26 protein-coding genes are annotated in these 21750 nt (G+C 62.5%); 14 read left to right on the top strand and 12 right to left on the bottom strand.

Going from position 1 to position 21750, the window contains the following annotated elements:
- Positions 1-71: 71 nt before the first annotated feature.
- Positions 72-1112, bottom strand: a complete 1041-nt coding sequence (gene xylF, locus D4A92_RS13225; RefSeq protein WP_006727194.1) for a D-xylose ABC transporter substrate-binding protein — start codon at positions 1110-1112, stop codon at positions 72-74.
- Positions 1113-1351: 239 nt separating this feature from the next.
- Here xylF and D4A92_RS13220 point away from each other — a divergent pair, with 239 nt between their 5' ends.
- Positions 1352-2563, top strand: a complete 1212-nt coding sequence (locus D4A92_RS13220) for an ROK family transcriptional regulator (RefSeq protein WP_203019956.1) — start codon at positions 1352-1354, stop codon at positions 2561-2563.
- 25 nt (positions 2564-2588) lie between these two features.
- Here the strand turns inward: D4A92_RS13220 and D4A92_RS13215 are convergent, their stop codons facing one another.
- The gene (locus tag D4A92_RS13215) at positions 2589-3269 is read right to left on the bottom strand and encodes a hypothetical protein (RefSeq protein ID WP_203013877.1); all 681 of its coding nucleotides are present in this window, start codon (positions 3267-3269) and stop codon (positions 2589-2591) included.
- 358 nt (positions 3270-3627) lie between these two features.
- Here D4A92_RS13215 and D4A92_RS13210 point away from each other — a divergent pair, with 358 nt between their 5' ends.
- From D4A92_RS13210 to tam, 3 genes are all read left to right on the top strand, one after another.
- Positions 3628-3840, top strand: coding sequence for a hypothetical protein (locus D4A92_RS13210; RefSeq protein ID WP_006727191.1), 213 nt, complete (start codon positions 3628-3630; stop codon positions 3838-3840).
- Positions 3841-3916: 76 nt separating this feature from the next.
- Positions 3917-4624, top strand: a complete 708-nt coding sequence (locus D4A92_RS13205; protein WP_203013874.1) for a haloacid dehalogenase type II — start codon at positions 3917-3919, stop codon at positions 4622-4624.
- A complete protein-coding gene (gene tam / locus D4A92_RS13200; protein ID WP_203013871.1) occupies positions 4621-5391 on the top strand; it encodes a trans-aconitate 2-methyltransferase in 771 nt (256 codons plus the stop codon). The genes D4A92_RS13205 and tam overlap by 4 nt, the downstream gene beginning before the upstream one ends.
- Positions 5392-5436: 45 nt before the next feature.
- Here tam and D4A92_RS13195 read toward each other — a convergent pair whose 3' ends face one another.
- Positions 5437-6525, bottom strand: a complete 1089-nt coding sequence (locus tag D4A92_RS13195) for a magnesium transporter CorA family protein (protein WP_203013868.1) — start codon at positions 6523-6525, stop codon at positions 5437-5439.
- A 352-nt stretch (positions 6526-6877) separates the two neighbouring features.
- Between D4A92_RS13195 and D4A92_RS13190 the strand changes: the two genes are divergently transcribed.
- Positions 6878-7126, top strand: coding sequence for a DUF982 domain-containing protein (locus D4A92_RS13190; RefSeq protein WP_203013865.1), 249 nt, complete (start codon positions 6878-6880; stop codon positions 7124-7126).
- A gap of 39 nt (positions 7127-7165) precedes the next feature.
- Here D4A92_RS13190 and D4A92_RS13185 read toward each other — a convergent pair whose 3' ends face one another.
- Together D4A92_RS13185 and D4A92_RS13180 are read right to left on the bottom strand one after the other, a co-directional pair.
- A complete protein-coding gene (locus D4A92_RS13185) occupies positions 7166-7603 on the bottom strand; it encodes a YqaA family protein (RefSeq protein WP_203019955.1) in 438 nt (145 codons plus the stop codon).
- Between the two features lie 211 nt (positions 7604-7814).
- The gene (locus tag D4A92_RS13180) at positions 7815-8117 is read right to left on the bottom strand and encodes a hypothetical protein (protein ID WP_006727184.1); all 303 of its coding nucleotides are present in this window, start codon (positions 8115-8117) and stop codon (positions 7815-7817) included.
- A 141-nt stretch (positions 8118-8258) separates the two neighbouring features.
- Between D4A92_RS13180 and D4A92_RS13175 the strand changes: the two genes are divergently transcribed.
- Complete coding sequence (locus D4A92_RS13175) at positions 8259-8645, top strand: DUF1622 domain-containing protein (protein ID WP_203013862.1); 387 nt, start codon at positions 8259-8261, stop codon at positions 8643-8645.
- Here the strand turns inward: D4A92_RS13175 and D4A92_RS13170 are convergent, their stop codons facing one another.
- On the bottom strand, positions 8646-9131 hold the full coding sequence (locus tag D4A92_RS13170; protein ID WP_203013860.1) for a DUF421 domain-containing protein: 486 nt from the start codon (positions 9129-9131) through the stop codon (positions 8646-8648).
- Positions 9132-9153: 22 nt separating this feature from the next.
- Complete coding sequence (locus tag D4A92_RS13165; RefSeq protein ID WP_203013857.1) at positions 9154-9375, bottom strand: hypothetical protein; 222 nt, start codon at positions 9373-9375, stop codon at positions 9154-9156.
- A 220-nt stretch (positions 9376-9595) separates the two neighbouring features.
- Here D4A92_RS13165 and D4A92_RS13160 point away from each other — a divergent pair, with 220 nt between their 5' ends.
- A complete protein-coding gene (locus D4A92_RS13160) occupies positions 9596-11119 on the top strand; it encodes a sensor histidine kinase (protein ID WP_203013854.1) in 1524 nt (507 codons plus the stop codon).
- Positions 11120-11161: 42 nt separating this feature from the next.
- On the opposite strand, the gene D4A92_RS13155 is transcribed toward D4A92_RS13160, so the two are convergent.
- Both D4A92_RS13155 and D4A92_RS13150 read right to left on the bottom strand, forming a co-directional pair.
- Positions 11162-11989, bottom strand: a complete 828-nt coding sequence (locus D4A92_RS13155) for an SDR family oxidoreductase (RefSeq protein ID WP_425959129.1) — start codon at positions 11987-11989, stop codon at positions 11162-11164.
- Positions 11986-13179 (bottom strand): phytanoyl-CoA dioxygenase family protein, encoded by a 1194-nt coding sequence (locus D4A92_RS13150; RefSeq protein WP_203013849.1) that lies wholly within the window; start codon positions 13177-13179, stop codon positions 11986-11988. Before D4A92_RS13150 ends, D4A92_RS13155 begins: the two co-directional genes overlap by 4 nt.
- Positions 13180-13234: 55 nt before the next feature.
- On the opposite strand from D4A92_RS13150, the gene D4A92_RS13145 reads away from it, so the two are divergent.
- The gene (locus tag D4A92_RS13145; protein ID WP_203013846.1) at positions 13235-14293 is read left to right on the top strand and encodes a LacI family DNA-binding transcriptional regulator; all 1059 of its coding nucleotides are present in this window, start codon (positions 13235-13237) and stop codon (positions 14291-14293) included.
- A gap of 22 nt (positions 14294-14315) precedes the next feature.
- Here D4A92_RS13145 and D4A92_RS13140 read toward each other — a convergent pair whose 3' ends face one another.
- Together D4A92_RS13140 and D4A92_RS13135 are read right to left on the bottom strand one after the other, a co-directional pair.
- Positions 14316-16004 (bottom strand): methyl-accepting chemotaxis protein, encoded by a 1689-nt coding sequence (locus tag D4A92_RS13140; RefSeq protein ID WP_203013843.1) that lies wholly within the window; start codon positions 16002-16004, stop codon positions 14316-14318.
- A gap of 341 nt (positions 16005-16345) precedes the next feature.
- Positions 16346-16738: a DUF937 domain-containing protein gene (locus D4A92_RS13135; RefSeq protein ID WP_076395111.1), complete on the bottom strand. Its 393-nt coding sequence runs from the start codon at positions 16736-16738 to the stop codon at positions 16346-16348.
- A gap of 226 nt (positions 16739-16964) precedes the next feature.
- Here D4A92_RS13135 and D4A92_RS13130 point away from each other — a divergent pair, with 226 nt between their 5' ends.
- From D4A92_RS13130 to D4A92_RS13105, 6 genes are all read left to right on the top strand, one after another.
- Complete coding sequence (locus D4A92_RS13130; RefSeq protein ID WP_203013840.1) at positions 16965-18533, top strand: helicase HerA-like C-terminal domain-containing protein; 1569 nt, start codon at positions 16965-16967, stop codon at positions 18531-18533.
- Positions 18534-18686: 153 nt separating this feature from the next.
- The gene (locus tag D4A92_RS13125) at positions 18687-19493 is read left to right on the top strand and encodes an EAL domain-containing protein (protein ID WP_246753942.1); all 807 of its coding nucleotides are present in this window, start codon (positions 18687-18689) and stop codon (positions 19491-19493) included.
- Between the two features lie 50 nt (positions 19494-19543).
- A complete protein-coding gene (locus tag D4A92_RS13120) occupies positions 19544-19864 on the top strand; it encodes a YnfA family protein (RefSeq protein ID WP_203013837.1) in 321 nt (106 codons plus the stop codon).
- A 60-nt stretch (positions 19865-19924) separates the two neighbouring features.
- Positions 19925-20173, top strand: a complete 249-nt coding sequence (locus tag D4A92_RS13115) for a BrnT family toxin (protein ID WP_203013835.1) — start codon at positions 19925-19927, stop codon at positions 20171-20173.
- The gene (locus D4A92_RS13110; protein ID WP_203013833.1) at positions 20170-20481 is read left to right on the top strand and encodes a BrnA antitoxin family protein; all 312 of its coding nucleotides are present in this window, start codon (positions 20170-20172) and stop codon (positions 20479-20481) included. Before D4A92_RS13115 ends, D4A92_RS13110 begins: the two co-directional genes overlap by 4 nt.
- Before the next feature lie 29 nt (positions 20482-20510).
- Positions 20511-21002, top strand: coding sequence for a GNAT family N-acetyltransferase (locus D4A92_RS13105; RefSeq protein WP_203019954.1), 492 nt, complete (start codon positions 20511-20513; stop codon positions 21000-21002).
- Between the two features lie 9 nt (positions 21003-21011).
- Here D4A92_RS13105 and D4A92_RS13100 read toward each other — a convergent pair whose 3' ends face one another.
- On the bottom strand, positions 21012-21647 hold the full coding sequence (locus D4A92_RS13100; protein WP_203013832.1) for a LysE family translocator: 636 nt from the start codon (positions 21645-21647) through the stop codon (positions 21012-21014).
- Positions 21648-21750: the final 103 nt, after the last annotated feature.

The following is a 21750-nucleotide window of genomic DNA, read 5'->3' as shown; positions in this document are numbered from 1 at the left end:
ACCAGTCGAAACGCCGCAGCGCAAAAGGCTGCGGCGTTCCGGCTCAAGCTCTGTGGTCAGTCACTTCAGGATCAGTTGCAGGCGGCAACAGAACCGGCGGCAACGCCCTGGCAGGCTTCTTCCTTGGAGATCCAGCCAGCGTCGATGACGACGTTGAGGTTGTCCTTGGTGATCGGCAGCGGAGCGATGAAGTAGGAGTTCATTTCGACGCCCTTCGGACCGCCGGAGAACTTCACGGTGCCTTCGACTTCGTCCATCGACTTGCCAGCGGCGAGTTCGTTGGCGATTTCAGCGGCCTTCTTGCCGAGTTCGCGGCTGTCCTTCCAGACAGACACGGTCTGGGTGCCGAGTGCGACGCGGTTCAGAGCGGCCTTGTCGCCGTCCTGGCCGGAGACCGGAACGGAACCGGCAAGACCCTGGGCTTCTAGAGCGGCGACAACACCACCGGCCATGCCGTCGTTCGACGAGACAACAGCGTCAACGGCGTTGTTGTTGGCGGTCAGGAACTGCTCCATGTTCTTCTGGGCAGCTTCCGGCTTCCAGCCGTCCGTGTAGGCTTCGCCGACGTTCTTGATCTTGCCGGAATCCATGGCTTCCTTCAGCACTTCAACCTGGCCGGAATAGAGGAAGTCGGAGTTCGGATCGGTCGAGGCGCCCTTGATGAAGACGTAGTTGCCTTCCGGCTTCGCCTTGAACACTTCGCGAGCCTGCATGCGGCCCACTTCCTTATTGTCGAAGGTGATGTAGTAAGCGTCCGGGTTCTCGATCAGACGGTCGTAACCGACGACCGGGATACCTTCAGCCGTCGCCTTTTCGATCGCCGGAGCAATGGCTTCGGAGTCCTGAGCGAGAACGATCAGGGCGTTTGCGCCCTGGGCGATCAGGCTTTCGATGTCGGTGAGCTGCTTGGCGGCAGACGTCTGGGCGTCGGCAGAGATGTACTTGTTGCCGGCGGCTTCGAGTGCTGCCTTGATCGCTGCCTCGTCCGTCTTCCAACGCTCTTCCTGGAAGTTCGACCAGGAGACGCCGACGGTCAGACCTTCGGCATTGGCGACAGAATGCAGGCTCACGATGACGGCAGTCGCTGCCATCAGCTTCATAACGGATTTCATTTTTAAAACCTCCCAAGGTGAAAGCGGACCGTCGGAAGACCTCCCAACCTACGACCCGCTGCGAAACTGCCCTTACCCCATGGACCCCCGTCCAATGGTTTTTCTCGACAGTCGAGAAAATAACTGTCAGAAGATTCTCACGCTGTCAACACGAGCCGGAGGAGGCTTGCAAAGACAGTTGCCAAATGCTTTGGGAGGAGCATGCGGTGGACCAGACGAGAGCGGGCGATAAGCCCAACATGACAGCCAGTCCGAGGGCGAGCACCGAGGCCGTTCGCCATCAGAACAACGGGCTCGTGCTCAAGGTGCTCAGGCGCGAAGGGCCGCTTGCCCATACCGATCTGTCCACGGCGACTGGGCTCTCTTCGGCGACCGTTTCGGCAATTACCTCGCATCTCGAGAAAAATGGTTTGCTGGAACGGCGCGAGGTGGCGAATGCCGGCCAACGCGGCCGTCCTCGTGCGCTTTTCGCCCGGCGCCGAGACGCCGCCCATGTGATTGCGGCGCGCATCTCCTCGCATGCGGTTCAATATTCGCTCGCCGATTATCGCGGCACGATGATCGACCGTTTCGAGGAGGCGCGCGAACAGGGGACGGAATCGCCGAAGCGCTTTCTCGACGGCTTCCGGGCGGCCCTCGAACGGCTGATACAGCGGTCGCGTCTGCCAGCGTCTTCGATTTCGACCATTTCGATTTCCAGCAAGGGGTTGGTCGACCGCGAGGGGGCGAAACTTTTGTGGTCACCGGTTTTCGGCTATCAGGAGCTCGACTTCGAGACAGCCCTTTCCGACTTCAGCGGCAGCCGGATCCACCTCTTCAACGAGAGCCTGCTCGTCACTCATGCGCTGGCGCTTCGGCTGGAGAAGAACAGGGGCGCACCGCTTGCCTCACTTGCCACGCTGTCGCTCGGCCACTCGATCGGGCTTGGGATCGCGTATCGCGACCAGCATGGCGATCTCGAAATCCGGGCGCCGAATTTCGGCCATATGCTGCATGCGAGCGACGGCAAGCTCTGCCGCTGCGGCGCGATCGGTTGCATTGAGGCCTCCGCCGGCTTTTACGGCATTCTGCGCATGGCATTTGAAGTACCGCCGGACACGATCCCGGCGAAATTCGTGCCGCTGGCCGAGATGGAAAAGATCGCAAGCCGCGCCCGCCAGGGGCATCGGGCGTCGGAATATGCCTTTCGGCAGGCAGGGCTTGCGCTTGGCCAGGGACTGTCGCGCATGCTGAGCCTTGCCGAGGAAACCATGCCGATCGCGATCACCGGGCCGGGCACGCGCTTCATGGACCTGCTCACCCGAGGGCTCGACGAAGGGCTGGGCCAATCGCAGCATGTGCGCGTGCGCGGCGCGCCGGAAATCCTTATTATCACCGAGGAGGAGACGCTTGTCTTCGAGGGGCATGTGGACCGGGCTCTGACGGAGATCGATCAGGATCTGGGTGGGTGATGGACATCCGCAGAAGACGCCATGGCTATGGAGCCTCGTTACTCAATGCGCCTGATAGGTCTCTAGACACCTCGATTGCATGCCATTTGTGTCCCTCTTCAATTAAAGGCGCCAACCTAGAGGCGTAACGACGCATTCTCTCGATGTAGCCCACAGGATCTACTTCATAAGCAAGTTGCGGCGTTTCTAGGCCGAACCCATTCAAAGTTAACTCCAGAGAGCGGCACTGATTCACCACGCGTTCCAGTGCACCGAGCTCAAACTGCGGTGGACTTGCCCAGATTTGAGTTTCAATCTCGGCGAGTGATCGCTCAAGCTCGGACAGCTTCACGCCAGCAAGCTGCAGGTCGAGACGCCTGCTTCGATCATAAACTGTCGCATAGTGGTGGGCCAGAACACCTGCTGAGAAACCGGCAAAAACAAAAACCAATATCTGAAACCACGTATGCTGAACGCCTTTTAAGAAAGGGGCTACGAAAGCAGCGCCATTCAAGCCAATGTTTGCGAGGAGCTCATCTAAGAATTGTCCTGAGATTTTGTTGAAAACCATAAGGGCAGCCCCCAAGATAAATCCCGAGAATATCCAGCGAGAAACTGATCTGACAATTTTACCCATCGCACCCGTCGAGTATTGCGTCGGTTTAGCAAGAGAATGATCTGGGAAGCGATTCACGCAAAGGAGAAATTTGATGGCTGATGTAGTCAATCAGGCTCCGTCGACTGACGAGGAAATACCTGACTTGACGCTTTCGCCATGGCGAGAAAAGTTAGATTCGACGTTTGTTCGAGAGGGGCCGCCTGCTCTCCCCGCTAGCGGGAGCGGCCCACTGGCACCCTCGATGAAAAAGAGTGCACCTCGACAGAAGCGTTAGGAGTCAAAGCTCGCAGCTATTCGCCAGCGATTGCAAATCCGGTCATTGCTGGAGCCTGAAACCTCAGGCATAGGAACACATAATTCAGGTTTTGGCGCGCCGGCGGACATTCGCGGTGCTCGCGTCAGCGATCAGCGGCGTAGCCCTAAGACTGGGACGGCTGCGATCGGCCATGCCAAGAGAAAGACCCCGATGATCAAGATCATGGTATTGCTGCATGCCGCTCAAGGCCGCGACTGGCAGACGCCGCCGAAGGGCACGAGCCTGAAGACCTTGGCCGAGGCTGAGGAACAGGGGCTGATCGAGGTGCGTGGCGAATTCCAGAAGCGGCAATTCCGGCTGACGACACGCGGCTTTTCGACTGTCGAACACGACCGGAAGCGGCTCGCGGCGCGTCGCAGCTGATTGTGATTTGAGGTCGGCCCCTGCCCGCTTGAACGGCCGACGCCTGCGCCCTACCCTCCTTCAAGGAGGAAGCTTCATGACAGACGCGATCGCATCCCATGCTGACGGCAGGACCGGGTCCGGGCGCCAAGCCTATGTCTTCGATGCCTATGGTACGCTGTTCGATGTGCATGCGGCGGTGCGCCGGCATTCTGCGGCCATCGGGCCGGATGCCCAGGCGCTGTCCGATCTCTGGCGGGTGAAGCAGCTGGAATATACCTGGGTGACCAGCCTGATGGGGCAATACCGGGATTTTCGCGCGCTCACCGAAGATGCGCTCGACTTTTGCCTTGCCCGATATCCCGGCGTCGACAAGGGTCTGCGGGCGGATCTCCTCGACGCCTATCGCAAGCTCGACTGTTTTGCCGAGGTGCCAGACGTGCTGGCAGCACTGCGCGAGACCGGGGCACGGATCGCGATCCTCTCGAATGGCACGCCCGCCATGCTCGAAGACGCGGTCGATGCGGCCGGGATCGGGCATCTGATCGACGAGATCTTCTCAGTCGACCCTCTCAAGATCTACAAGACGGCGCCAGCGGCTTATGCGCTGGTTACGTCGAGCCTGCGCATTTCCGCCCCCGACATCGCTTTCCAATCCTCCAATCGCTGGGACATTGCCGGAGCCAAGGCCTTCGGCATGACCTGCCACTGGATCAACCGGTCGGGTGCACCGGACGAATATATGGAATTTCTCCCCGACAAGGTGCTGTCGTCGCTCTCCGGCCTGGTCGAGGCACCGGCGTGAGCTGGTCGGCGACGCAATATCTCCGTTTCGAGGACGAGCGGACGCGGCCGGCGCGCGATCTTCTCGCAAGGGTGCCGCTGCCTTCCGCCGAACGGGTGATCGATCTTGGCTGCGGACCGGGCAACTCGACGGAGCTTCTCGTTGCGCGCTTCGGTGCATGCTCCGTCAGCGGGATCGACAGTGACGACGACATGCTGGCAAAGGCACGGGCGCGCCTGCCGGAGATCCCCTTCGTCAAGGCCGATCTTGCGACCTGGCAACCGGAGGTGCCGGTCGATCTTCTCTTCGCCAATGCCGTCTTTCAGTGGCTCCCCGGCCATCTCGACATTTTCGAACGGTTGATGGAGGGGCTGAAGCCCGGCGGCGTGCTGGCGGTCCAGATGCCCGACAATCTCGGCGAGCCCAGCCATCTTGCCATGGAGGAGACGGGGGCCGACGGTCCGTGGTCGGAAGCCTTTGCCGGTGGCCGCCTGCGCCACGCCGGGCTGCCACGGCCGGCCGACTATCTGCAGCGCCTGCAGCCGCACTGCTTATCGGTCGATGTCTGGCACACCGTCTACTACCACCCGATGCGCGATGCCGAGGCGATCGTCGCCTGGGTGGAGGGCACCGGGCTCAGGCCCTATCTGGCCGCCGTCGCGCCTGAGCAACGGGAGGCCTTTCGGCAGTCCTATCTGCAGCGGATCGACGCCGCCTATCCGCCGATGGCGGACGGGCGGCGGCTTCTCGCCTTTCCCCGGCTGTTCGTCCTTGCCGTGAAGGCATGAGCAGCCAGGGATCGGCAGCATCAGGGGCTGCCGGGCGCTTCCTGGTCAGAGCCAGCCCTTGCGCTTGAAGACGAGGAAGGGCAGGAGCGCGGAGAGCAGCATGATCCCCAGCGCCATCGGATAGCCGATCTTCCAGCTGAGTTCCGGCATGGTCTCGAAGTTCATGCCATAGATCGACGCGACCAGCGTCGGCGGCAGGAAGGCGACCGAGGCGACGGTGAAGATCTTGATGATCTGGCTCTGCTCGAGATTGATCAGACCGAGCGTCGCATCGAGCAGGAAATTGACCTTGTCCTGCAGGAATTCGGCATGGTCGCCAAGCGAGCCGGCATCGCGCTGCAGGAGCTTGATCCGCTGACGGATGTCCTTCGCGGTCTTGCGCACCGGCACTTCAAGAGCGGCGTGATAGGCGACGAGCCGGGAGATCGAGACCAGGCTTTCGCGGGTCGCCGTCATCAGGTCGCCCTTGCGGCCGATCTGTTCGATGAGCGCCTGCAGGTCGCGGCTGCTGGCGCCGGTTTTGCCCTTGCCGTCATCCTTGCTGCCGGTCTTGCCCTTTGCGGTCTTGGCGCGAAAGACCCCGCGGGAAACGGCATCGATTTCGTTGCCGGCGCGCTCCAGCACGTCGGCGAGCCGATCGATGATCGCTTCCAGGAGACCGAGCATGACCGTGTCACCGCTGATGCAGGCGAGACCGTTCGGCCGGCAGGCCCGGGCGCTGAACGCGGCAAAGGGCTTCGGATCGGCATAGCGGATGGTGACGAGGCTTGCGCCCTTCAGGACGAAGGTGACGGGCGTCTTCACCGGATCGTCGCCATCGAGGCCGGCAAGCGCGGTCATGGTCATGAATTCGGCACCGTCCTCCTGATAAAGGCGCGCGGAGAGTTCGATCTCCTCCATCTCGTCACGGGTCGGCAGCGCGATCGCCAATGCCTGCTCGACGAGCCGGATTTCGCCGGGCTCCGGATTGACGAGGTCGAACCAGATCGGGATGGATGGGGCAGCCGCTGGCGCCAGAGCCTCGTCCCCTGCCCCGAACATGGCAAGCGCTGGAACAGGCGCGCGCGCTTCGACGAGAACGGCAGAATCAACGGGCACGAGGTGGTCGGCTTCGCGGGAAAACAGGCGCAGCATGGGTCTCTCCTTCGGCGGACGTCAAGCCCGCCTCCCCATGCGCATGCAGGACTAGAGACGGGGCTTCGGCCCAATATGTGACGTCGAACTTCGACTGTCGGGGTTCATCTTCCTGGTCCTTTTGGTTGGCGCGCTCCTGACGGGCGCCCACGACGAAGAGATGTTCCCGGAACGGACGAAAGTCAATCTTTGCCCGCTGCTGGTCTGCCATGCCGAATTGCGGCAACGGCACATCCGGTCCATATAGCCGCCGAGATCAGAAAGCGTGGCGACGGACGTCACTCTCGGTTATGCAGATCCCAGATCGGGCCACCGACCCTTAAGGTGGCAGCAAGACAGGAAAGTGAAAGCGATGACGAAGACCTGGAGCAAGCCCGTGATCCTGCACGGGATCGGCGAAGAGGGCGAGGATGTGGTGGTCGACAGCTCGCTCGGCGCCTCCTGGGCGTTGATCGAGGACTGGCCGGAGGAAGAGAGCGAGGTGCTGGACAAGGCGCTTCTGGTGCTCGGCGCCGTGGCCCAGGGCAAGGCCAAGGAAGAGGACGGGCGAAAAGCGCTGATTTCGGCGGCGATGGCGGCGGGCGTGAAGTTTACCGCTTGAGTTCTGCAACCTGCTTGAAGCCGGGACAGACGGCCAGGCTCACATCAGACCGAGGGTGAGTGCGGCGAGCACGGCGTAGCGCCCGGCCTTGGCGATGGTGACGAGGATCAGGAAGGTCGGGAACGGCGTTCGCAGGAGACCCGCGACGACCGTCAAGGGATCGCCGATGATCGGCACCCAGGAGAGTAGCAGCGACCAGATGCCGAAGCGCCGGTACCAGGCTTCGGCACGGGCGAGCTTCTGTTCGGAGACGGGAAACCAGGGACGGGCGCGGAAATGCTCGATAAAGCGGCCGAGCAGCCAGTTGACGACCGAGCCGAGCACATTGCCTGCCGTTGCGACGAGGAGCAGCAGGACAACCGGCTGCTCTTTCGCGAGGATCAGGCCGACCAGCACGGCCTCGGACTGCGCCGGGACAATGGTCGCGGCGAGGAAAGCTGCCAGGAAAAGCGCTGTGTAGGCGGCGAAAGCTGTGATCACCGGCCCGGTCTAGCGCGGCGAGTTCCGGCTGGCAATGTGGCGGGCGGAGTTGGTCGGCCTAGGTTTCTGGCTTCAGTCTCTCAGGCTGGACACGCGACGGCTTCGGAACCGTATGGTCCAAAAGAAGGGCCGCCATGCATCCGGGGGGCGATGCATGGCGGCCGGATGGCCGGGGGCAGGCCATCGAAACTGTATCAGACGGTTCTGGTCAGACGACGCGGCGGGCGGCGTGCTCGATATCCGTACCAGCGGCCTCATCGGCATCGATCACGCGGCTTCCTTCGACGCGCGCGCCCGGCTCCAGACCCTCGGGCCCATGTTCACGGACCTGATGCGGGGCGGGCGTGGTGATGGCGCCGTGCTTCGGGTCGTTGACGTCCTGACCGCGGACGCCGTCGGCGTCGGCTTTGCGTTCATCCGGATTGCTGCGCGTTTCGCGTTCGCGGGTCGCATCCGCAATCAAACGGTCGAGCTCGTCCTCGGTCATGGCGCTGAGATCGAAATCCTGCATCGGGGTCTCCCTGCTTCTCGATATGGACGGTGTTCGTCTCATCAACGCACGACGCAGCGAAAGGTGCCGTGATCTCTTGGCGATTGTGGAAATCGATCGGATGGGGGAACGTTGCACCCTGATCAAAGGGGAGCCGGAGCCATGGATTTCGTCAGCATCATGCACATCATCACCCGGGTGATCGAAGCGGTCGGCGTCGCTGTCATCGTCATCGGCATAACGGTCTCGGGATTTGCCTATCTGAAGAGCCCGCGCGGCCTGGACGCCTATGGGAATCTGAGGGCCGGCATGGGACGGGCGATCCTGCTCGGGCTCGAGCTGATGGTGGCCGGCGACATCATCAACACGGTGGCGGTGGAGCCTAGCCTCGATTCCGTGGTGGTGCTCGGCGTGATCGTGATCATCAGGACCTTCCTCAGCCTGTCGCTGGAAGTCGAGATTTCCGGTCGCTGGCCCTGGCAGGGGGAACGGGGGACACAGAGTGTGCATCGCGGCAAGACGGATGGCTCAGCGGATAAAAATGTGTGATCAGCGCGGCTCGCCGATGATGCTGAGCGTGCCGTCACTCTCCAGCACGATGGCCGCCACCTGATCGAGGCTTTCGCGGCCACTGGAGCGGGCCGCGCTCTTGATCTCATCCTCGGTGATGCGCTGTCGCATCATGGCGTCGTGGCAAAAACTGCCGTTGCGTACGAGAAGTGTCGGCTCCGAGCGAAGAGCCTTCGCCACACTGTTCGAACGTACCGAGGCGAACGTGACGATGTATTGCAGGAGGATCAGCAAGCCGAGCGCGGTTGCCCCTTCGGCGAGCGCGATCGATTCCTGCAAGAGAATTGCAGAGAGGGTGGAGCCGAGCGCCACCGTCACCACCAGATCGAAGGCATTGAGCTTCGACAGCGTTCGCTTGCCGGAGATGCGCAGGAAGAGCACCAGAGTAACATAGGCGAGCGTTCCGACGAGCAGTGTGCGCAGAATGCCCGGCCAGCCCTGAAACAGCATCTCCTGCCAGTCCATGCCTTTACTCCTTCCCGGCCTTTCAGCGCTCCGGATTGTCGGCATTGGCGAGCGGCGATGGGCGACCGTCCGGGCCGTCCTGTCCCTCGCGCTGATCGCTGTCTTCCATGTCCTGGTCGACGAGATAGGTGTCGGAGCCCAGCCGGTTCGCCTCGCGGCGTGCGTCGGGGCGGATCGCGGCGCCGGCTGGCTCGGCGAGCTTGCGAACGCCTTCCTCGCGATGGTTTTCGCTGTCTGAGGTCATCGTCTTTCTCCATGATTGTATTCGGGGATTGCGTTCAGGCTTGTCCTCTCTGCCGAACGGGCATGTGATCGCTTCGTTCCGACTTGCGGTGGCAAAACTGGTTCCAGGGGCAGGTCATCGTGTTGCAATGGTGGTTACGAACTGCTCTATAAGCACAGCCTTGAACAATTTTCGACGCAACTTCGAAAGGGCGCACGGCTTGGCAGTCTGGGGTCCCGATATGGTGTTACGCTGGTTCCGGACCATTCAAATCGGGAGTGTCCTGATCCCGGTCGTGGGTGGACTGATCTGGGGCGGGATCGCCTGGCAGGAGCAGAAGGCGATCGCGACCGATCATGCGGTCGACACCGTCACCCTTGTCCGCCAATATTCCCAGCGCCTGATCGAGACCGAGCTCATCAAGCATGGTGCGGCCCGCAGCCGTGTCAACGATGAGCCGGCCGACTTCCTGCGTTCGCAGGCCTTTCACAGCTTTCTAGCCGGACTCGACGGTCGCCAACCGGACAATTTCGGACTGGTGGTGATCAGCGACGAGGGGCGGATGCTCGCTTCGAGCCGTGCCTTCCCGGTCGACATGGAAATGGGGTCTCGCGACTATATCGACGCGATCCGGGGTGGCAGTCGGCTCTTCATCGACCGGATCAAGCTGGAGCCGGGCGGCGAGGACGCGATCATCGTCGCGACACCCTTCGTCACCAATGATTTCCGCGGCATGATCGTATCGTCGATCGCGACCGACACCAGCCGCACCTTCCTGCGCAGCGTTGCCGCTCAGAAAAACGAGGCGGCGTCGCTTACCCGCGACGATGGCAAGCTCCTGGTGCGCCAGGTTCCGGCCGAGCCGATCGTTCTTGAACCCGACACACCGGCGCGGCAGAACATGGCGATCAGCAATGAAGGTGTCTACGAGGCGCTGGCGGTCTCCGACGGTATCCGGCGCATCTACGCCTTCAGCCGGCTCGGCGGCATACCCCTCGTCGCCAATTTCGGCGTGCCGATCGACGGCATTCGTGCGGCCACCATCCGCAGCGCCCTGCCCGTCTGGCTGTTGATGCTCGCAATTTGCGCCTTCACGCTTGTTGCGACGTCGCTTGCGAGACGCAGCATGCTGGTTCAACGCGAAAGCGACCGGCAGGCGCTGAAGCGAGCCGAGGCGGAGAACCTTGCGCATCAACGGGCCGAGCTCGTGCGCGAGATGAACCATCGGATCAAGAACAATCTCGCACTGGTGACGAGCCTCATCAACATGCAAGCAAGGCGCGGCAGTGTCGATGTGCAGGCGCTGCAGATGCGGGTCAGGGCGCTGGCCGAGGTGCATGACCTGCTCTATCGTTCCAGCCATGGCGAGAAGATCGATCTTGGCGAACTCCTGACCCGCGCCTGCGACCCGGCGACGCTGGTGCCGGAAGATCGTCACATCACACTCGAGGCCGTTCTGCCAAACGGAATTCTGCTGCCGGCCGACCGGGCCTCGCCGCTGGCGCTTGCAACGCTGGAACTGGTGACCAATGCGGTGAAACATGCCTTTGCCGACCGCGAGAGCGGCACGATCCGCCTGACGCTGACAGCCGAAAACGACGGTCAGGCCCGCCTCACCATTGCCGATGACGGCATCGGCATGGAGGAAGAGACCGCGCGGCGCTCCGGCACCCGCCTCGTCGATGCCTTCGTCAAGCAGGTGGGCGGCGAGATCACCCGCGAGATGGGCGGCGGCACGCGTTACGTGATCCGGTTCGGCCTGTGAGGGAAGCCGCGTCGGGGGTTCCGCGACTTCCCTCGCGTCCCCTCAGAGCGTCATCTTTGCCGTCGGATGCGGGCTGTCCTCATAGGCGCCCCAGATCGACTGGTCGAAATTGATGGTAGCGCCGGTCATCAGGCCACTTTCTTCCGACGAGAGATAAGCGCAGGCACGCGCGACCTCGGCCGGATCGACGAGGCGACCGAAGGGCTGGCGAGCGGCCGCTTCCTTCAGCCAGTCGGCGGGCGCGCCGTGATATTCCCGCTGGATGCGATCTTCGCCGTCGCTCGCCATCCAGCCGATGTTCAGCGCATTGCAGCGGATGCGGTTTTTCAGGAGGCCGAAGGCGACATTGCGGGTCAAGGTGTCCAGCGCGCCCTTGGAGGCGCAATAGGCGGCGATGAAGGGCTGGCCGGCCATCGATGACATGGAGGAGATGTTGACGATCGTGCCCTCGACACCGTCGCGCAGCATCAGCTTCACCGCATCCTGGATCAAGAAGAAGGGCGCGCGAGTGTTGATCGCGAACATGCGGTCGAACAGCGCCTCGTCGGTGTCGAGGATCGTGCCGCGATCGGTGATGGCAGCGACATTGACGAGGGCATCAATGCGGCCGAATTTTTCGGCGGCCTCGGCAATCACCTGGCGGCAGTCGGCGACCTCGCCGAGATCGGCCGGGACGAAATGCACCGTGGTGCCGTAGCGCTCGGTGATCTCACGGGCCTTCGCCTCGCCCTTGTCGCGGCTGCGGCCGCAGATGACGAGGCCCTTTGCTCCGCGCTCGGCAAAGAGCCGCGCGACTTCCGCGCCAAGCCCTTGTGTGCCGCCGGTAACGACGGCGATCTTGTTGTCCAGTCTTCCCATTGTCTTCCTCATGCCCTGCGCTTGGCAGCCTGTATCTCGACGAGCGCTGCGAAGGCCTCCGGCTCCATGCCCGCCTCGAGCGCTTCCGCCATCATGGTGTTCTGCGTCTTCGGCGCAAGGCCACCGACCGGCGGATCGCTGTCGAGATTGGTCGGGAAGGCATAACCTTCCGCGGTGGCCGCAATGGCATTGGCGATTTCGGCCGAAGTCAGCGTGCCCGTCCTGTGGGCCGCGAATAGCGCCGGATAGACCGCCTTGCACATGGCGTCGCGGTCGACGCTTTCCATGGCACGGCCGAAGGCTGAGGAGACCTGCAGGAGGTTTGCCATGCGCCAGATATCGGTCGACACGTTGTTGCCGGCGCCGTGCATCAGGGCCGGATTGAAGAAGACGGCGTCGCCCTTCGACAGCGGCAGCTGCACGTGGCTCTCGGCAAAGACGGCCTGGAAGTCAGGACGGCCGAAGGCGAGGTAACCTTCAAAGAAGCTCTGCGAATAGGGCAGGAAGAGCGTCGGGCCGCTCTCGACCGGCATGTCGCAATGGGCGACCGCGCCCTGCAGGGTGAGCAGCGGCGACACGGCGTGGATGTGGCCGGGATAGGCCTGCATCTGTTCCGGCGACATGAAGCCGAGGTGATAATCGCGATGCGGGACCTGCGCCTTGCCGCCGGGGTTCACCCGGTTCATCTGCGCCGTCATCTGGTAGCCACGGCCGAGCCAGGCTTCCGAGGCCATGGCGATCGCGTCGGAGGCATAGTAGCGGGCGAAGTTGTCGGGGTCGGCGAGCGCGTGTTTCTGCAGGGAGTTCCAGATGCGGTCATTGGCGCCGGGCTTGGCGAAATGGTCGGCGGCCGCCTTGCCGCCTTCCTTCTCGGCCTGGACGATGGCGTTGAAGACCTCGGTGGCACGATCGACGACCGCAAGATCGGCAATGGCATTTTTAATGACGATGACGCCGGGGCCGGTCGAGAAGGCTTCGACCCATTCTGCCATCAAGTCGCGACGGCCCTCCGGGTCGCGGGCGATGTCGCGCACGTTCGATCCATCATAGAGGAGCACGTTCTTCTCGACGCCGGCTGACAATGGCCAGTCTTCGCGCCTGGTCTTCTGCGCCACCAGCGCCTTGAAGGCCTCGATGTCACCGGCCTCACTGTCGAGCCAGACCTTGTCGCGGCGACGGCTGGTCAATGTTCTCTGGTCCATGGTTTCCTCCCGAGATCCTCATCCCGCTTGACCATAGTCAGGCGACGGGCGAGAGATGAGCGGCAAAACACCTCAAAAACACCTCAAGGCCGAAGCCATGCGCCCGCCCTTCCCGCTCAAGGACATTGCCCTGCAATCGGGCCTCAGTCTCGCCACCGTCGATCGGGCGCTGCACGGACGTGGGCATGTGGCGAAGGCAACCGCACTTCGCATCGAGGCGGCGATCGCCGAACTCGAGCGGCAATATGCCGAGGCACGCATCGCGGGGCGGCGCCTCATCATCGACGTCGTCATGGAAACGCCGCAGCGATTTTCGAATGCCGTGCGCGCGGCCTTTGACGCCGAGCTGCCGGGCATGCGGCCGGCTTCGCTCTCGGCGCGCTTTCATGTGGCCGAGACAATGGAGGAACGCGATCTTCTTGCCATCCTCAAGCGAATCCGCCGGCGCGGCAGCCATGGCGTCGTCGTCAAGGTGCCCTCGACGCCGGCGATCGCGGCGATGGCAGCCGAGTTGATGGCGAGCGGCATTCCTGTGGTGACGTTGGTGACCGATCTGCCTGGCAATGTGCGGCAGGGTTACGTCGGTATGGACAACCGGGTGGCGGGGGCAACGGCGGCCTATCTCATGGCGCGCATGGCGGGGCCGGCCGGCGGCAAGGTGCTCGTAACGCTGTCGAGCGCCCGCTTTTCCGGCGAAGAGGAGCGCGAGCGCGGCTTTCGGGCCGCCCTGCAAAAGGATGCGCCGCATCTGGGCGCCGTGACGATTTCCGAAGGGTTCGGCGTCGATCGCACGACCGAGCAGCTGGTGAAGACGGCGCTGGTCAGCCATCCCGAGATCCGCGCGGTCTATTCGATCGGTGGTGGCAACCGGGCGATCCTGCGCGCGTTCGCCGAGGAGCGGCGCCGGATCGATGTCTTTGCCGCCCATGATCTCGATGCAGACAATCGCGCGCTTTTGGCGGAGGGTCGCCTCACCTTCGTCATCCATCACGACCTGCGCCAGGACGCCCGCAGCGCCTGCCAGATGGTCATGGCCCATCACCGCATGCTGCCCCGGGATTTCCAGGTGGCACCGTCGCGGGTGGCGATTGCCACGCCGCATGAGGTGATGTGAGGGGTCAGTCGGCCGCAGCCGGTCAGGCCGCCCTGCCCATCGCGTGCTGCACCTGGCCGGGCTTCAGTGCCGATGTCTGGAAGCGGGAGACGAGGCCGTAGAGATCGCGGGCGCCATCGGCGAGCGAGCTTGCAGCGGCACTTGCCTCTTCGACGGTCGCCGCACTTTGTTGCGTGACCTTGTCGAGCATTCCGATCGAGCTGTTGATCTCACCGATGCCCTGCGCCTGATCGCGGGCAGAGACTGAGATGGCATCGACATTGCCGTCGATTTCCTGAACCTGATTGACGATCGATTCCAGCGCTTGGCCGGTCTGATCGACCAGGGCGACGCCGTGGCTGACGGCATTCGCCGACTTGGCGATCAGGCCCTTGATGTCCTTCGCGGCACTTGCCGAGCGTTGGGCGAGTTCGCGAACTTCCTGGGCAACGACGGCAAAACCCTTGCCGGCCTCGCCTGCTCTTGCTGCCTCGACACCGGCATTGAGCGCCAGAAGGTTGGTCTGGAAGGCGATCTCGTCGATCACGCCGATGATGTTTTCGATCTCGCGCGAGGAGCCGGCGATCTCGTCCATGGCCGTCGTCGCCTGGGTGACGACGGTGCCGGAAGCTTCGGCATTGGCGCGGGTCTCGCTGACGAGGCGGGTGGTGGCAAGCGTGCGGGTCGTCGTGTCCTTGACCGTGCGGTTGATCTCTTCGAGAGCTGCCGCCGTTTCCTCGACGGTCGCGGCCTGGCGTTCACCGTTTGCAGCGATGCTGTTGGAGACGTCGCTAATCACGGCAGCATTTTCCGACAGCGCCTGGGCGGCCCGGACGATGCCGGTCATGGTTTCATCGAGCGCCTGGGCTGCGGTGTTGACGTCGAGCCTTGTCGCTTCCAGGACGGCATCGAGCGGCTCGTTCAGACGCACGGTGAGGTCGCCATCGGCAAGGCGCTTGATGGCCTGGCCGATGATCTTGACTGCCCGCATGCGCGGGCTGATGTCCGTGGCGACCTTGATCACCTTGTAGACCTTGCCACGCGAATTGAAGACGGGCGTGTAGGCGGCCTGGATCCAGACCTCGCGGCCGCCCTTGCCGTAGCGGACGAAATTGGACGAGATGAACTCACCGGCGCGCAGCCGCTCCCAGAACTGGGCATATTCGGCGGTTTCACCATAGGCCGGATCGCAGAACATGCGGTGATGTTTGCCGACAATCTCGGCTGCGTCATATCCCATGGCTTTCAGGAAGTTGTCATTGGCCTGGACGATGGTGCCGTCGATCTCGAACTCGATGATCGCCTGCGACTGATCGATCGCGCGCAGGCGGTTGCCGTCATGCAGGGAGGCGATCTTGCTTGCCGTGATGTCGGAGGCGATCTTCAGGATGCGGACCACGCGGCCGCCGCTGAAGACCGGGTTGTAGGTGGCCTCGATCCAGACATCGTCGCCCGCCTTGCTCTGGCGGCGGAACTGGCCGCTCTGGAAGCGACCGGCCGCAAGCTCTGACCAGAAGCGCTGATAGTCCGGAGACGTGCGGATCGCTTCCTCGCAGAACATGCGGTGATGCTTGCCGACGATCTCCTGAAGGCTGTAGCCCAGCGTCTTCAAAAAATTCTCGTTGGCGTGAAGGATGGTGCCGTCGGGCGAAAACGAGATCATCGCCTGCGCCGTGGAAATTGCTCTCATGTCATCGGCAAGCTTATTCGCGTTCAGGTAGTTCGACAGCATCTTGGCCCCCAGGCGTGGATCTATGCGTCAATCAAACCTGCGTTATGTTAACGCCTGCTAAATGGGAGCGTGTGTTTCGCGACAAATGACAATCGTTAAGCGGGAAATTTCGCCAAAAGACCAAAAATAGTTGAATTCGGAATTCCTCAGAAAGACTGACAAACAAGGCGACCACCATTTTTGAGGGGTATGGATTGATAAGGTGTCTTGCTCCTGATGATGGCTGCGCCGGTATAACCGGAGGTCCCGCGCATGGAACAATGACCCCGGACGAGGTTGCATGAAAAAACCGCCGGATCTGCACCCGGCGGTTGATCACACGTTTTGTGGCGGACAGGCGATCAGACGAACTGGCTCAAGCCCGGGACCGAGGCGACGACTTCGTCGACTACGTCGGCGCCGGCATATTCGCGGGCGACGGCCATGGTTTCCTTGGCGAGGGTGGAGATTTCGCCCATGCCGAGGCCTTGGGACATCAGCTGCTGGCCGAGGCCCATGATGCCGCCGCCGCCGATGGCGCTCATCAGGCCGCCAAGCAGACCGCCACCGCCGGCACCTTCGCCATTGTGCTTGGCGACCAGTTCAGCGGCACCGGGGATCGCTTCGATCATGCGGGCGACCGGGCCGTCGGCTGCTTCGCGCTGCAGGAAGCCGAGCATCATGCCAAGCGCGGTTTCGGCCTTTTCCTGGGAAATGCCGACATTGTCGGCGATGCGGGTGACGATTTCGCTCATCTTCGAAGTCCTCCTGAGGCGATTTTGACGTTAACGTCAACGTAATGGATGTTCATCCCGAACTCAAGCGGTCCGGCCATGGCGCAGCGAAATTTGCCGGGGACGGCACAGGAATGCGACCGCATCGCCAGGCGTACCGAAACGGGACGGTCGACCGTTGTCGATGTTCCACAGTCCACCTATAAGAGCAAGCTGAAGTGTTGGCGACGCAGGGAGAAACGTCCGCATGCTGCAAGAAGGTTCGCTTTATCTCGGCACCAGCCGCAACCCGGACGACAGCCTGAACAAGGCGGAATATCTGGCGCTGAAATACGGCAACCGCCACGGCATCATCACCGGCGCGACCGGCACCGGCAAGACCGTGACGCTGCAGGTGCTGGCCGAGAGCTTCTCCGAGGCCGGCGTTCCCGTCTTTGCCTCCGACATCAAGGGCGACCTTTCCGGCCTTGCCGCCATGGGCGAGCCGAAGGACTGGATCACCCAGCGGGCGGAGCAGATCGGCTTTACCGATTATGCACCGGCCGAATTCCCCGTCATCTTCTGGGATCTCTATGGCGAAAAGGGTCATCGCGTTCGCACCACGGTGGCCGAGATGGGACCGCTGCTCTTGTCGCGGCTGATGAATGCATCGGAAGCGCAGGAAGGCGCGCTCAACATCGCCTTCAAGATCGCCGATCAGGGCGGACTGCCGCTGATGGATTTCAAGGACCTGCAGGCGCTCCTCAATTACATGGCCGAGCATGCGACCGAGCTTTCGAGCCAGTTCGGGCTCATCTCCAAGGCGTCGATCGCGACCTTGCAGCGCGGCCTTTTGATTCTCGAGCAGCAGGGGGCGGAGAACTTCTTCGGCGAGCCGGCGCTCAAGGTGGCCGACATCATGCGCACGACGCATGACGGACGCGGCGCGATCTCGATCCTGGCCGCCGATAAGCTGATGATGAACCCGCGTCTTTACGCGACCTTCCTGCTCTGGCTGCTCTCGGAACTCTTCGAAGAGCTGCCGGAGGTGGGCGATCTCGACAAGCCGAAGCTGGTCTTCTTCTTCGACGAGGCGCATCTCTTGTTCAATGACGCGCCGAAGGTTCTGATCGAACGGGTCGAGCAGGTGGTGCGGCTCATTCGCTCCAAGGGGGTCGGGGTCTATTTCGTCACGCAGAACCCGCTCGACGTGCCGGAAACCGTGCTCGCCCAGCTCGGCAACCGCGTACAGCATGCGCTTCGCGCTTATACGCCGCGCGAGCAGAAGGCGGTAAAGACGGCAGCGGATACCTTCCGTCCCAACCCGGCCTTCGATTGCGCAGAGGCCATCACCCAGCTCGGCATCGGCGAGGCGCTGGTGTCGACGCTGGAGGCCAAGGGCATTCCCTCCATGGTCGAGCGCACGCTGATCCGGCCGCCATCTGCCAAGGTGGGACCGATCGACGATGCAACGCGGCAGAAGGTGATGAACCTTTCGCCCGTCGCCGGGCAATACGACATCGATCTCGATTCGGAATCGGCCTACGAGATCCTCTTGGCACGGGCGAAGAAGGCCGCAGACGCGGAGGCTGCCCGGCGCGCGGAGGAGGAGAAGGCCAAGGGCGGCGACAGCGCGGCTGGTCGATGGACGCTGCCCGGCTTCGGCGACGAGCCCGAAGAGACGCAAAACAGCCGCAAGACGACAACGACGAAACGATCCGGCGGCTATCAGCGCGAGACGGTGATCGAGGCCGCCATGAAAAGTGCGGCACGCTCGGTTGCGACCTCGGTTGGCCGCGCCCTGGTTCGCGGGATCCTGGGAAGTCTTCGCCGGTGAAAACTTGCATTTTTCTCGCGCGCCACAAGAACTGAGTGACGAAAGCTCGCCGTTATCGGCGGGTTTTTGTTCACTTCCGCGCAACCATCCCTGATATATACTGAACACTGGTACAATTCGCGGACCTGTCTCCGGGAATCCATGGGGTCGAGCTTGGACAGCAGTCTGGATCACGTCGTTCTGGTCAACAATGCAAAGCGCGCGCTGGAACGCGGACGCTTCGAGCTCACCTATCAGCCGATTTACTCCGTCGATCAACGGGAAGTGGACAGTGTCGAAACACTGCTGCGCTGGCGCGTTGCGCCGGGCCGGCTGGCGGCCGCGCAGGATTTCCGCTCGGTGTTCCGGGATCCCATGCTGTCGCTGTCGATCCGCGACTTCGTGCTGACGACGACGCTGCGCCAGGCGGCGCGCTGGCGGGCCGAGGGCCACGACATGGGGCGCATCAGCGTCAATGCCACGGCCTTCGACCTTTGTGCCGGCGACTTTGCCCTGCGGCTCACCGACATGGTGCAGGGCTTCGGCCTCACTCCCGACATGCTGGAGATCGAGGTGGCGGAGCCGGCCTTCTATGGACCGCTGGCAAAGTCTGTAAGCCTTGCGCTCGAAGCCTTGCACTATTGCGGCTTTTCGCTCGCCATGGACAATTTCGGCGCGACCCATGCCGGGCTTGCCGCGCTGCGCAACCATAGCTTCCGGCGCCTGAAGATCGACCACTCGCTGATGCGCAGCGCGCTTACCAATGCCGTCGACAAGGCGATCGTGCGCCATGTGATCGCACTTGGCCATGATCTCGGCATGATCGTCACGGCAGCGGGCGTTGAGAACGAAGACCAGATGGAAATCGCCGTGCAGCTTGGCTTTGATAGCGTGCAGGGCTTCTTCGTCTGCTTCCCGAAGGAAGCCGAGCTTCTGCCTCGCGTCTGTCACGTATTGAACCTGCAAGGCCGCACCGGCTGAGCGTCGCCCCTGCCCTTCCGCCCTCCTTCACGAGATGGCAGGATGGCGTCATGACCCTGCTGATCTATCCCCTCGCCGCGCTTGCCGAAATCGCCGGATGCTTCGCCTTCTGGGCCTGGCTGAAACTCGACCGCTCGCCGCTCTGGCTCGTGCCCGGCCTTGTCTCGCTCTCCCTCTTCGCCTGGCTGTTGACGCTCGTGCCCTCAGACGCGGCGGGACGGGCCTATGCGGCCTATGGCGGTGTCTATATCGCCGCATCACTCGCCTGGCTCTGGCTGATCGAGGGGCAGCGGCCGGATCGCTTCGACCTCACGGGTGCTGCAATCTGCCTTGTCGGGGCAGCCGTGATCCTGCTCCCGCAGCGGGGCTGAGCGGAAAGCCCCTCAAATCGCAGGATGCCGACTTGCGGAATTTCCGTATATACATAAACTATGATCATCGTCTGGGACGAACCGAAGCGGCTGCAGAATCTGGCAAAGCACGGCCTCGACTTTGCCGAGCTCGATGAGCGCTTCTTCGTCGGTGCCAGCATCCGTCCGGCAAAATCGGGCCGGACTATCGCGATCGGTGAGCTGAACGGTCGTATCGTTGTTGCAGTGATCTATATGCCTTTGGGCCCCGAAGCGCTGTCGATCATTTCCATGCGCGCGGCCAGCCGGCGGGAGAGGAGCCTCATATGAGCGGGAAGTTTTCGTCCAAGAGACCGCTGACAGATGAAGAAGAGGCGGAGATCCAGGCGATGATCGCGTCCGATCCCGACAATCCGGAAATCACAGAAGAAGAGTTGAAAGAGTTCCGCCCCTTCCGTGAGGTCTTTCCGGATCTCGCCGAGGCAATAGACCGCAAGCTCGGCCGGCCGAAGGCAGAGAGCCCAAAAAAGGCGATCAGCATCCGGCTCGATCAGGAGGTGATCGACCGCTTCAAGGCAACAGGCGACGGCTGGCAGTCGCGGATGAACGAGGCCTTGCGCAAGGCGGTGGGGCTGTGAGCCCCCTGCCCGGCGACCCGCGCTTCGCAATGCTTGTCGATGAGGGCCGCCCCAATCAGGATGCCATTTCGATTGCCCAGGAGACGCCGCGCCAAGCAGGTGTGATCCGACTGCTTGAGCTGTCAAACGCCTATGCGGCTTCGCTCTATCCAGGCGAAAGCAACCACATGGTTCCGCTTAACGAACTTGAGGAGGCCAAAGTCTCCTTCTTCGTCGCACGCTCCGGCGAGGCGATACTTGGTTGCGCCGCCCTTGTCGGTCATGACGATGGCAGCGCCGAGATCAAGCGGATGTTCGTCGATGAAGCCGCTCGTGGGCTGAAGCTCGGCAAACAATTGCTGCAGGCGCTGGAGGAAAGGGCGTTGCAGCGCAACATGTCGGTCATTCGGCTTGAAACGGGGATCTATCAGCCCGAGGCGATCGGGCTTTACCGAAAGGCGGGTTATCGGGAGATCCCGCCCTTTGGCGCCTACCAGCCCGATCCGTTGAGCCTGTTCATGGAGAAGCGACTGAACGGTTGAGCTAATCGCTCACCAACTCCTCCACCCCTCCACCAGCATCAGCACCGCCACCGCGACCAGCAGCCAGCCGGCGGCGCGGCCGATCCATATGGTCACCTGCGGTATCGAGGTCAGCGCATCTCTTCCTTTGGCGGCGGCGAGCGCGAGACCGCCGTAGACGGTTGCCTGGAGCAGCAGTGTGAGCGCGCCCATGACCAGCGCTTGGCGCCAGAATGGGCCGTACTCGGGGCGCATGAATTGCGGGTAGACGGCGAGGATGAAGAGCCAGGCTTTCGGGTTCAGCAGGCAGGTAATCAGGCCCTGGGTGAAGATGCGGGCCGAGCGGTGCAGTTTTGACGCCTCGATACCGTCGATGACGATGGCGCTTTTGGCGAGCGTGTAGCCGATCCAGATCATGTAGGCGGAGCCGATTACCAGCATGGGGCCGGCAAGCTGCGGCACTAGCGTCGAGAGGGCCGTAACGGCAACTGTGCCGAAGAGGGTGTGGAAGACGCCACCCAACATGATGCCCGAAGTTGCCGCCACGCCGGCCCGGCGCCCGCCGGTCAGGGTATTGGCCATGACGAAGATCATGTCCATGCCGGGCACGGTGATGATGCCGGCTAGAAGCAGCGTGAAGAGCCAGAGGTTTTCGGCGTAGGTCATGTCAGTTGCCTGTGCTGTGAAGAGGACGACCGATCCAGGCTTTCGCCTGTTTTCAGCCTGTTCTGGCATGCTATACAGATAGCCAACTGACAGAGCTGTGTCA

This window comes from Rhizobium rosettiformans, from assembly GCF_016806065.1.
Lineage (GTDB): Bacteria > Pseudomonadota > Alphaproteobacteria > Rhizobiales > Rhizobiaceae > Allorhizobium.
Note: the sequence above shows the minus strand (reverse complement) of the source record. Positions and strands in the feature narration are given on the sequence as shown.

Bases quoted from the DNA above. Each gene is read 5' to 3' on its own strand.
- D4A92_RS13160 (WP_203013854.1), top strand. From the start codon at position 9,596: ATGGTGTTACGCTGGTTCCGGACCATTCAAATCGGGAGTGTCCTGATC.
- D4A92_RS13100 (WP_203013832.1), bottom strand. From the start codon at position 21,647: ATGACCTACGCCGAAAACCTCTGGCTCTTCACGCTGCTTCTAGCCGGC.
- D4A92_RS13195 (WP_203013868.1), bottom strand. From the start codon at position 6,525: ATGCTGCGCCTGTTTTCCCGCGAAGCCGACCACCTCGTGCCCGTTGAT.
- D4A92_RS13180 (WP_006727184.1), bottom strand. From the start codon at position 8,117: ATGCAGGATTTCGATCTCAGCGCCATGACCGAGGACGAGCTCGACCGT.
- D4A92_RS13135 (WP_076395111.1), bottom strand. From the start codon at position 16,738: ATGAGCGAAATCGTCACCCGCATCGCCGACAATGTCGGCATTTCCCAG.
- D4A92_RS13130 (WP_203013840.1), top strand. From the start codon at position 16,965: ATGCTGCAAGAAGGTTCGCTTTATCTCGGCACCAGCCGCAACCCGGAC.
- D4A92_RS13155 (WP_425959129.1), bottom strand. From the start codon at position 11,989: ATGAGGAAGACAATGGGAAGACTGGACAACAAGATCGCCGTCGTTACC.
- D4A92_RS13145 (WP_203013846.1), top strand. From the start codon at position 13,235: ATGAGCGGCAAAACACCTCAAAAACACCTCAAGGCCGAAGCCATGCGC.
- D4A92_RS13210 (WP_006727191.1), top strand. From the start codon at position 3,628: ATGATCAAGATCATGGTATTGCTGCATGCCGCTCAAGGCCGCGACTGG.
- D4A92_RS13105 (WP_203019954.1), top strand. From the start codon at position 20,511: ATGCTTGTCGATGAGGGCCGCCCCAATCAGGATGCCATTTCGATTGCC.
- D4A92_RS13175 (WP_203013862.1), top strand. From the start codon at position 8,259: ATGGATTTCGTCAGCATCATGCACATCATCACCCGGGTGATCGAAGCG.
- D4A92_RS13220 (WP_203019956.1), top strand. From the start codon at position 1,352: ATGACAGCCAGTCCGAGGGCGAGCACCGAGGCCGTTCGCCATCAGAAC.
- D4A92_RS13120 (WP_203013837.1), top strand. From the start codon at position 19,544: ATGACCCTGCTGATCTATCCCCTCGCCGCGCTTGCCGAAATCGCCGGA.
- D4A92_RS13170 (WP_203013860.1), bottom strand. From the start codon at position 9,131: ATGGACTGGCAGGAGATGCTGTTTCAGGGCTGGCCGGGCATTCTGCGC.
- D4A92_RS13140 (WP_203013843.1), bottom strand. From the start codon at position 16,004: ATGCTGTCGAACTACCTGAACGCGAATAAGCTTGCCGATGACATGAGA.
- D4A92_RS13110 (WP_203013833.1), top strand. From the start codon at position 20,170: ATGAGCGGGAAGTTTTCGTCCAAGAGACCGCTGACAGATGAAGAAGAG.
- D4A92_RS13165 (WP_203013857.1), bottom strand. From the start codon at position 9,375: ATGACCTCAGACAGCGAAAACCATCGCGAGGAAGGCGTTCGCAAGCTC.
- D4A92_RS13190 (WP_203013865.1), top strand. From the start codon at position 6,878: ATGACGAAGACCTGGAGCAAGCCCGTGATCCTGCACGGGATCGGCGAA.
- xylF (WP_006727194.1), bottom strand. From the start codon at position 1,112: ATGAAATCCGTTATGAAGCTGATGGCAGCGACTGCCGTCATCGTGAGC.
- D4A92_RS13205 (WP_203013874.1), top strand. From the start codon at position 3,917: ATGACAGACGCGATCGCATCCCATGCTGACGGCAGGACCGGGTCCGGG.
- D4A92_RS13115 (WP_203013835.1), top strand. From the start codon at position 19,925: ATGATCATCGTCTGGGACGAACCGAAGCGGCTGCAGAATCTGGCAAAG.
- D4A92_RS13150 (WP_203013849.1), bottom strand. From the start codon at position 13,179: ATGGACCAGAGAACATTGACCAGCCGTCGCCGCGACAAGGTCTGGCTC.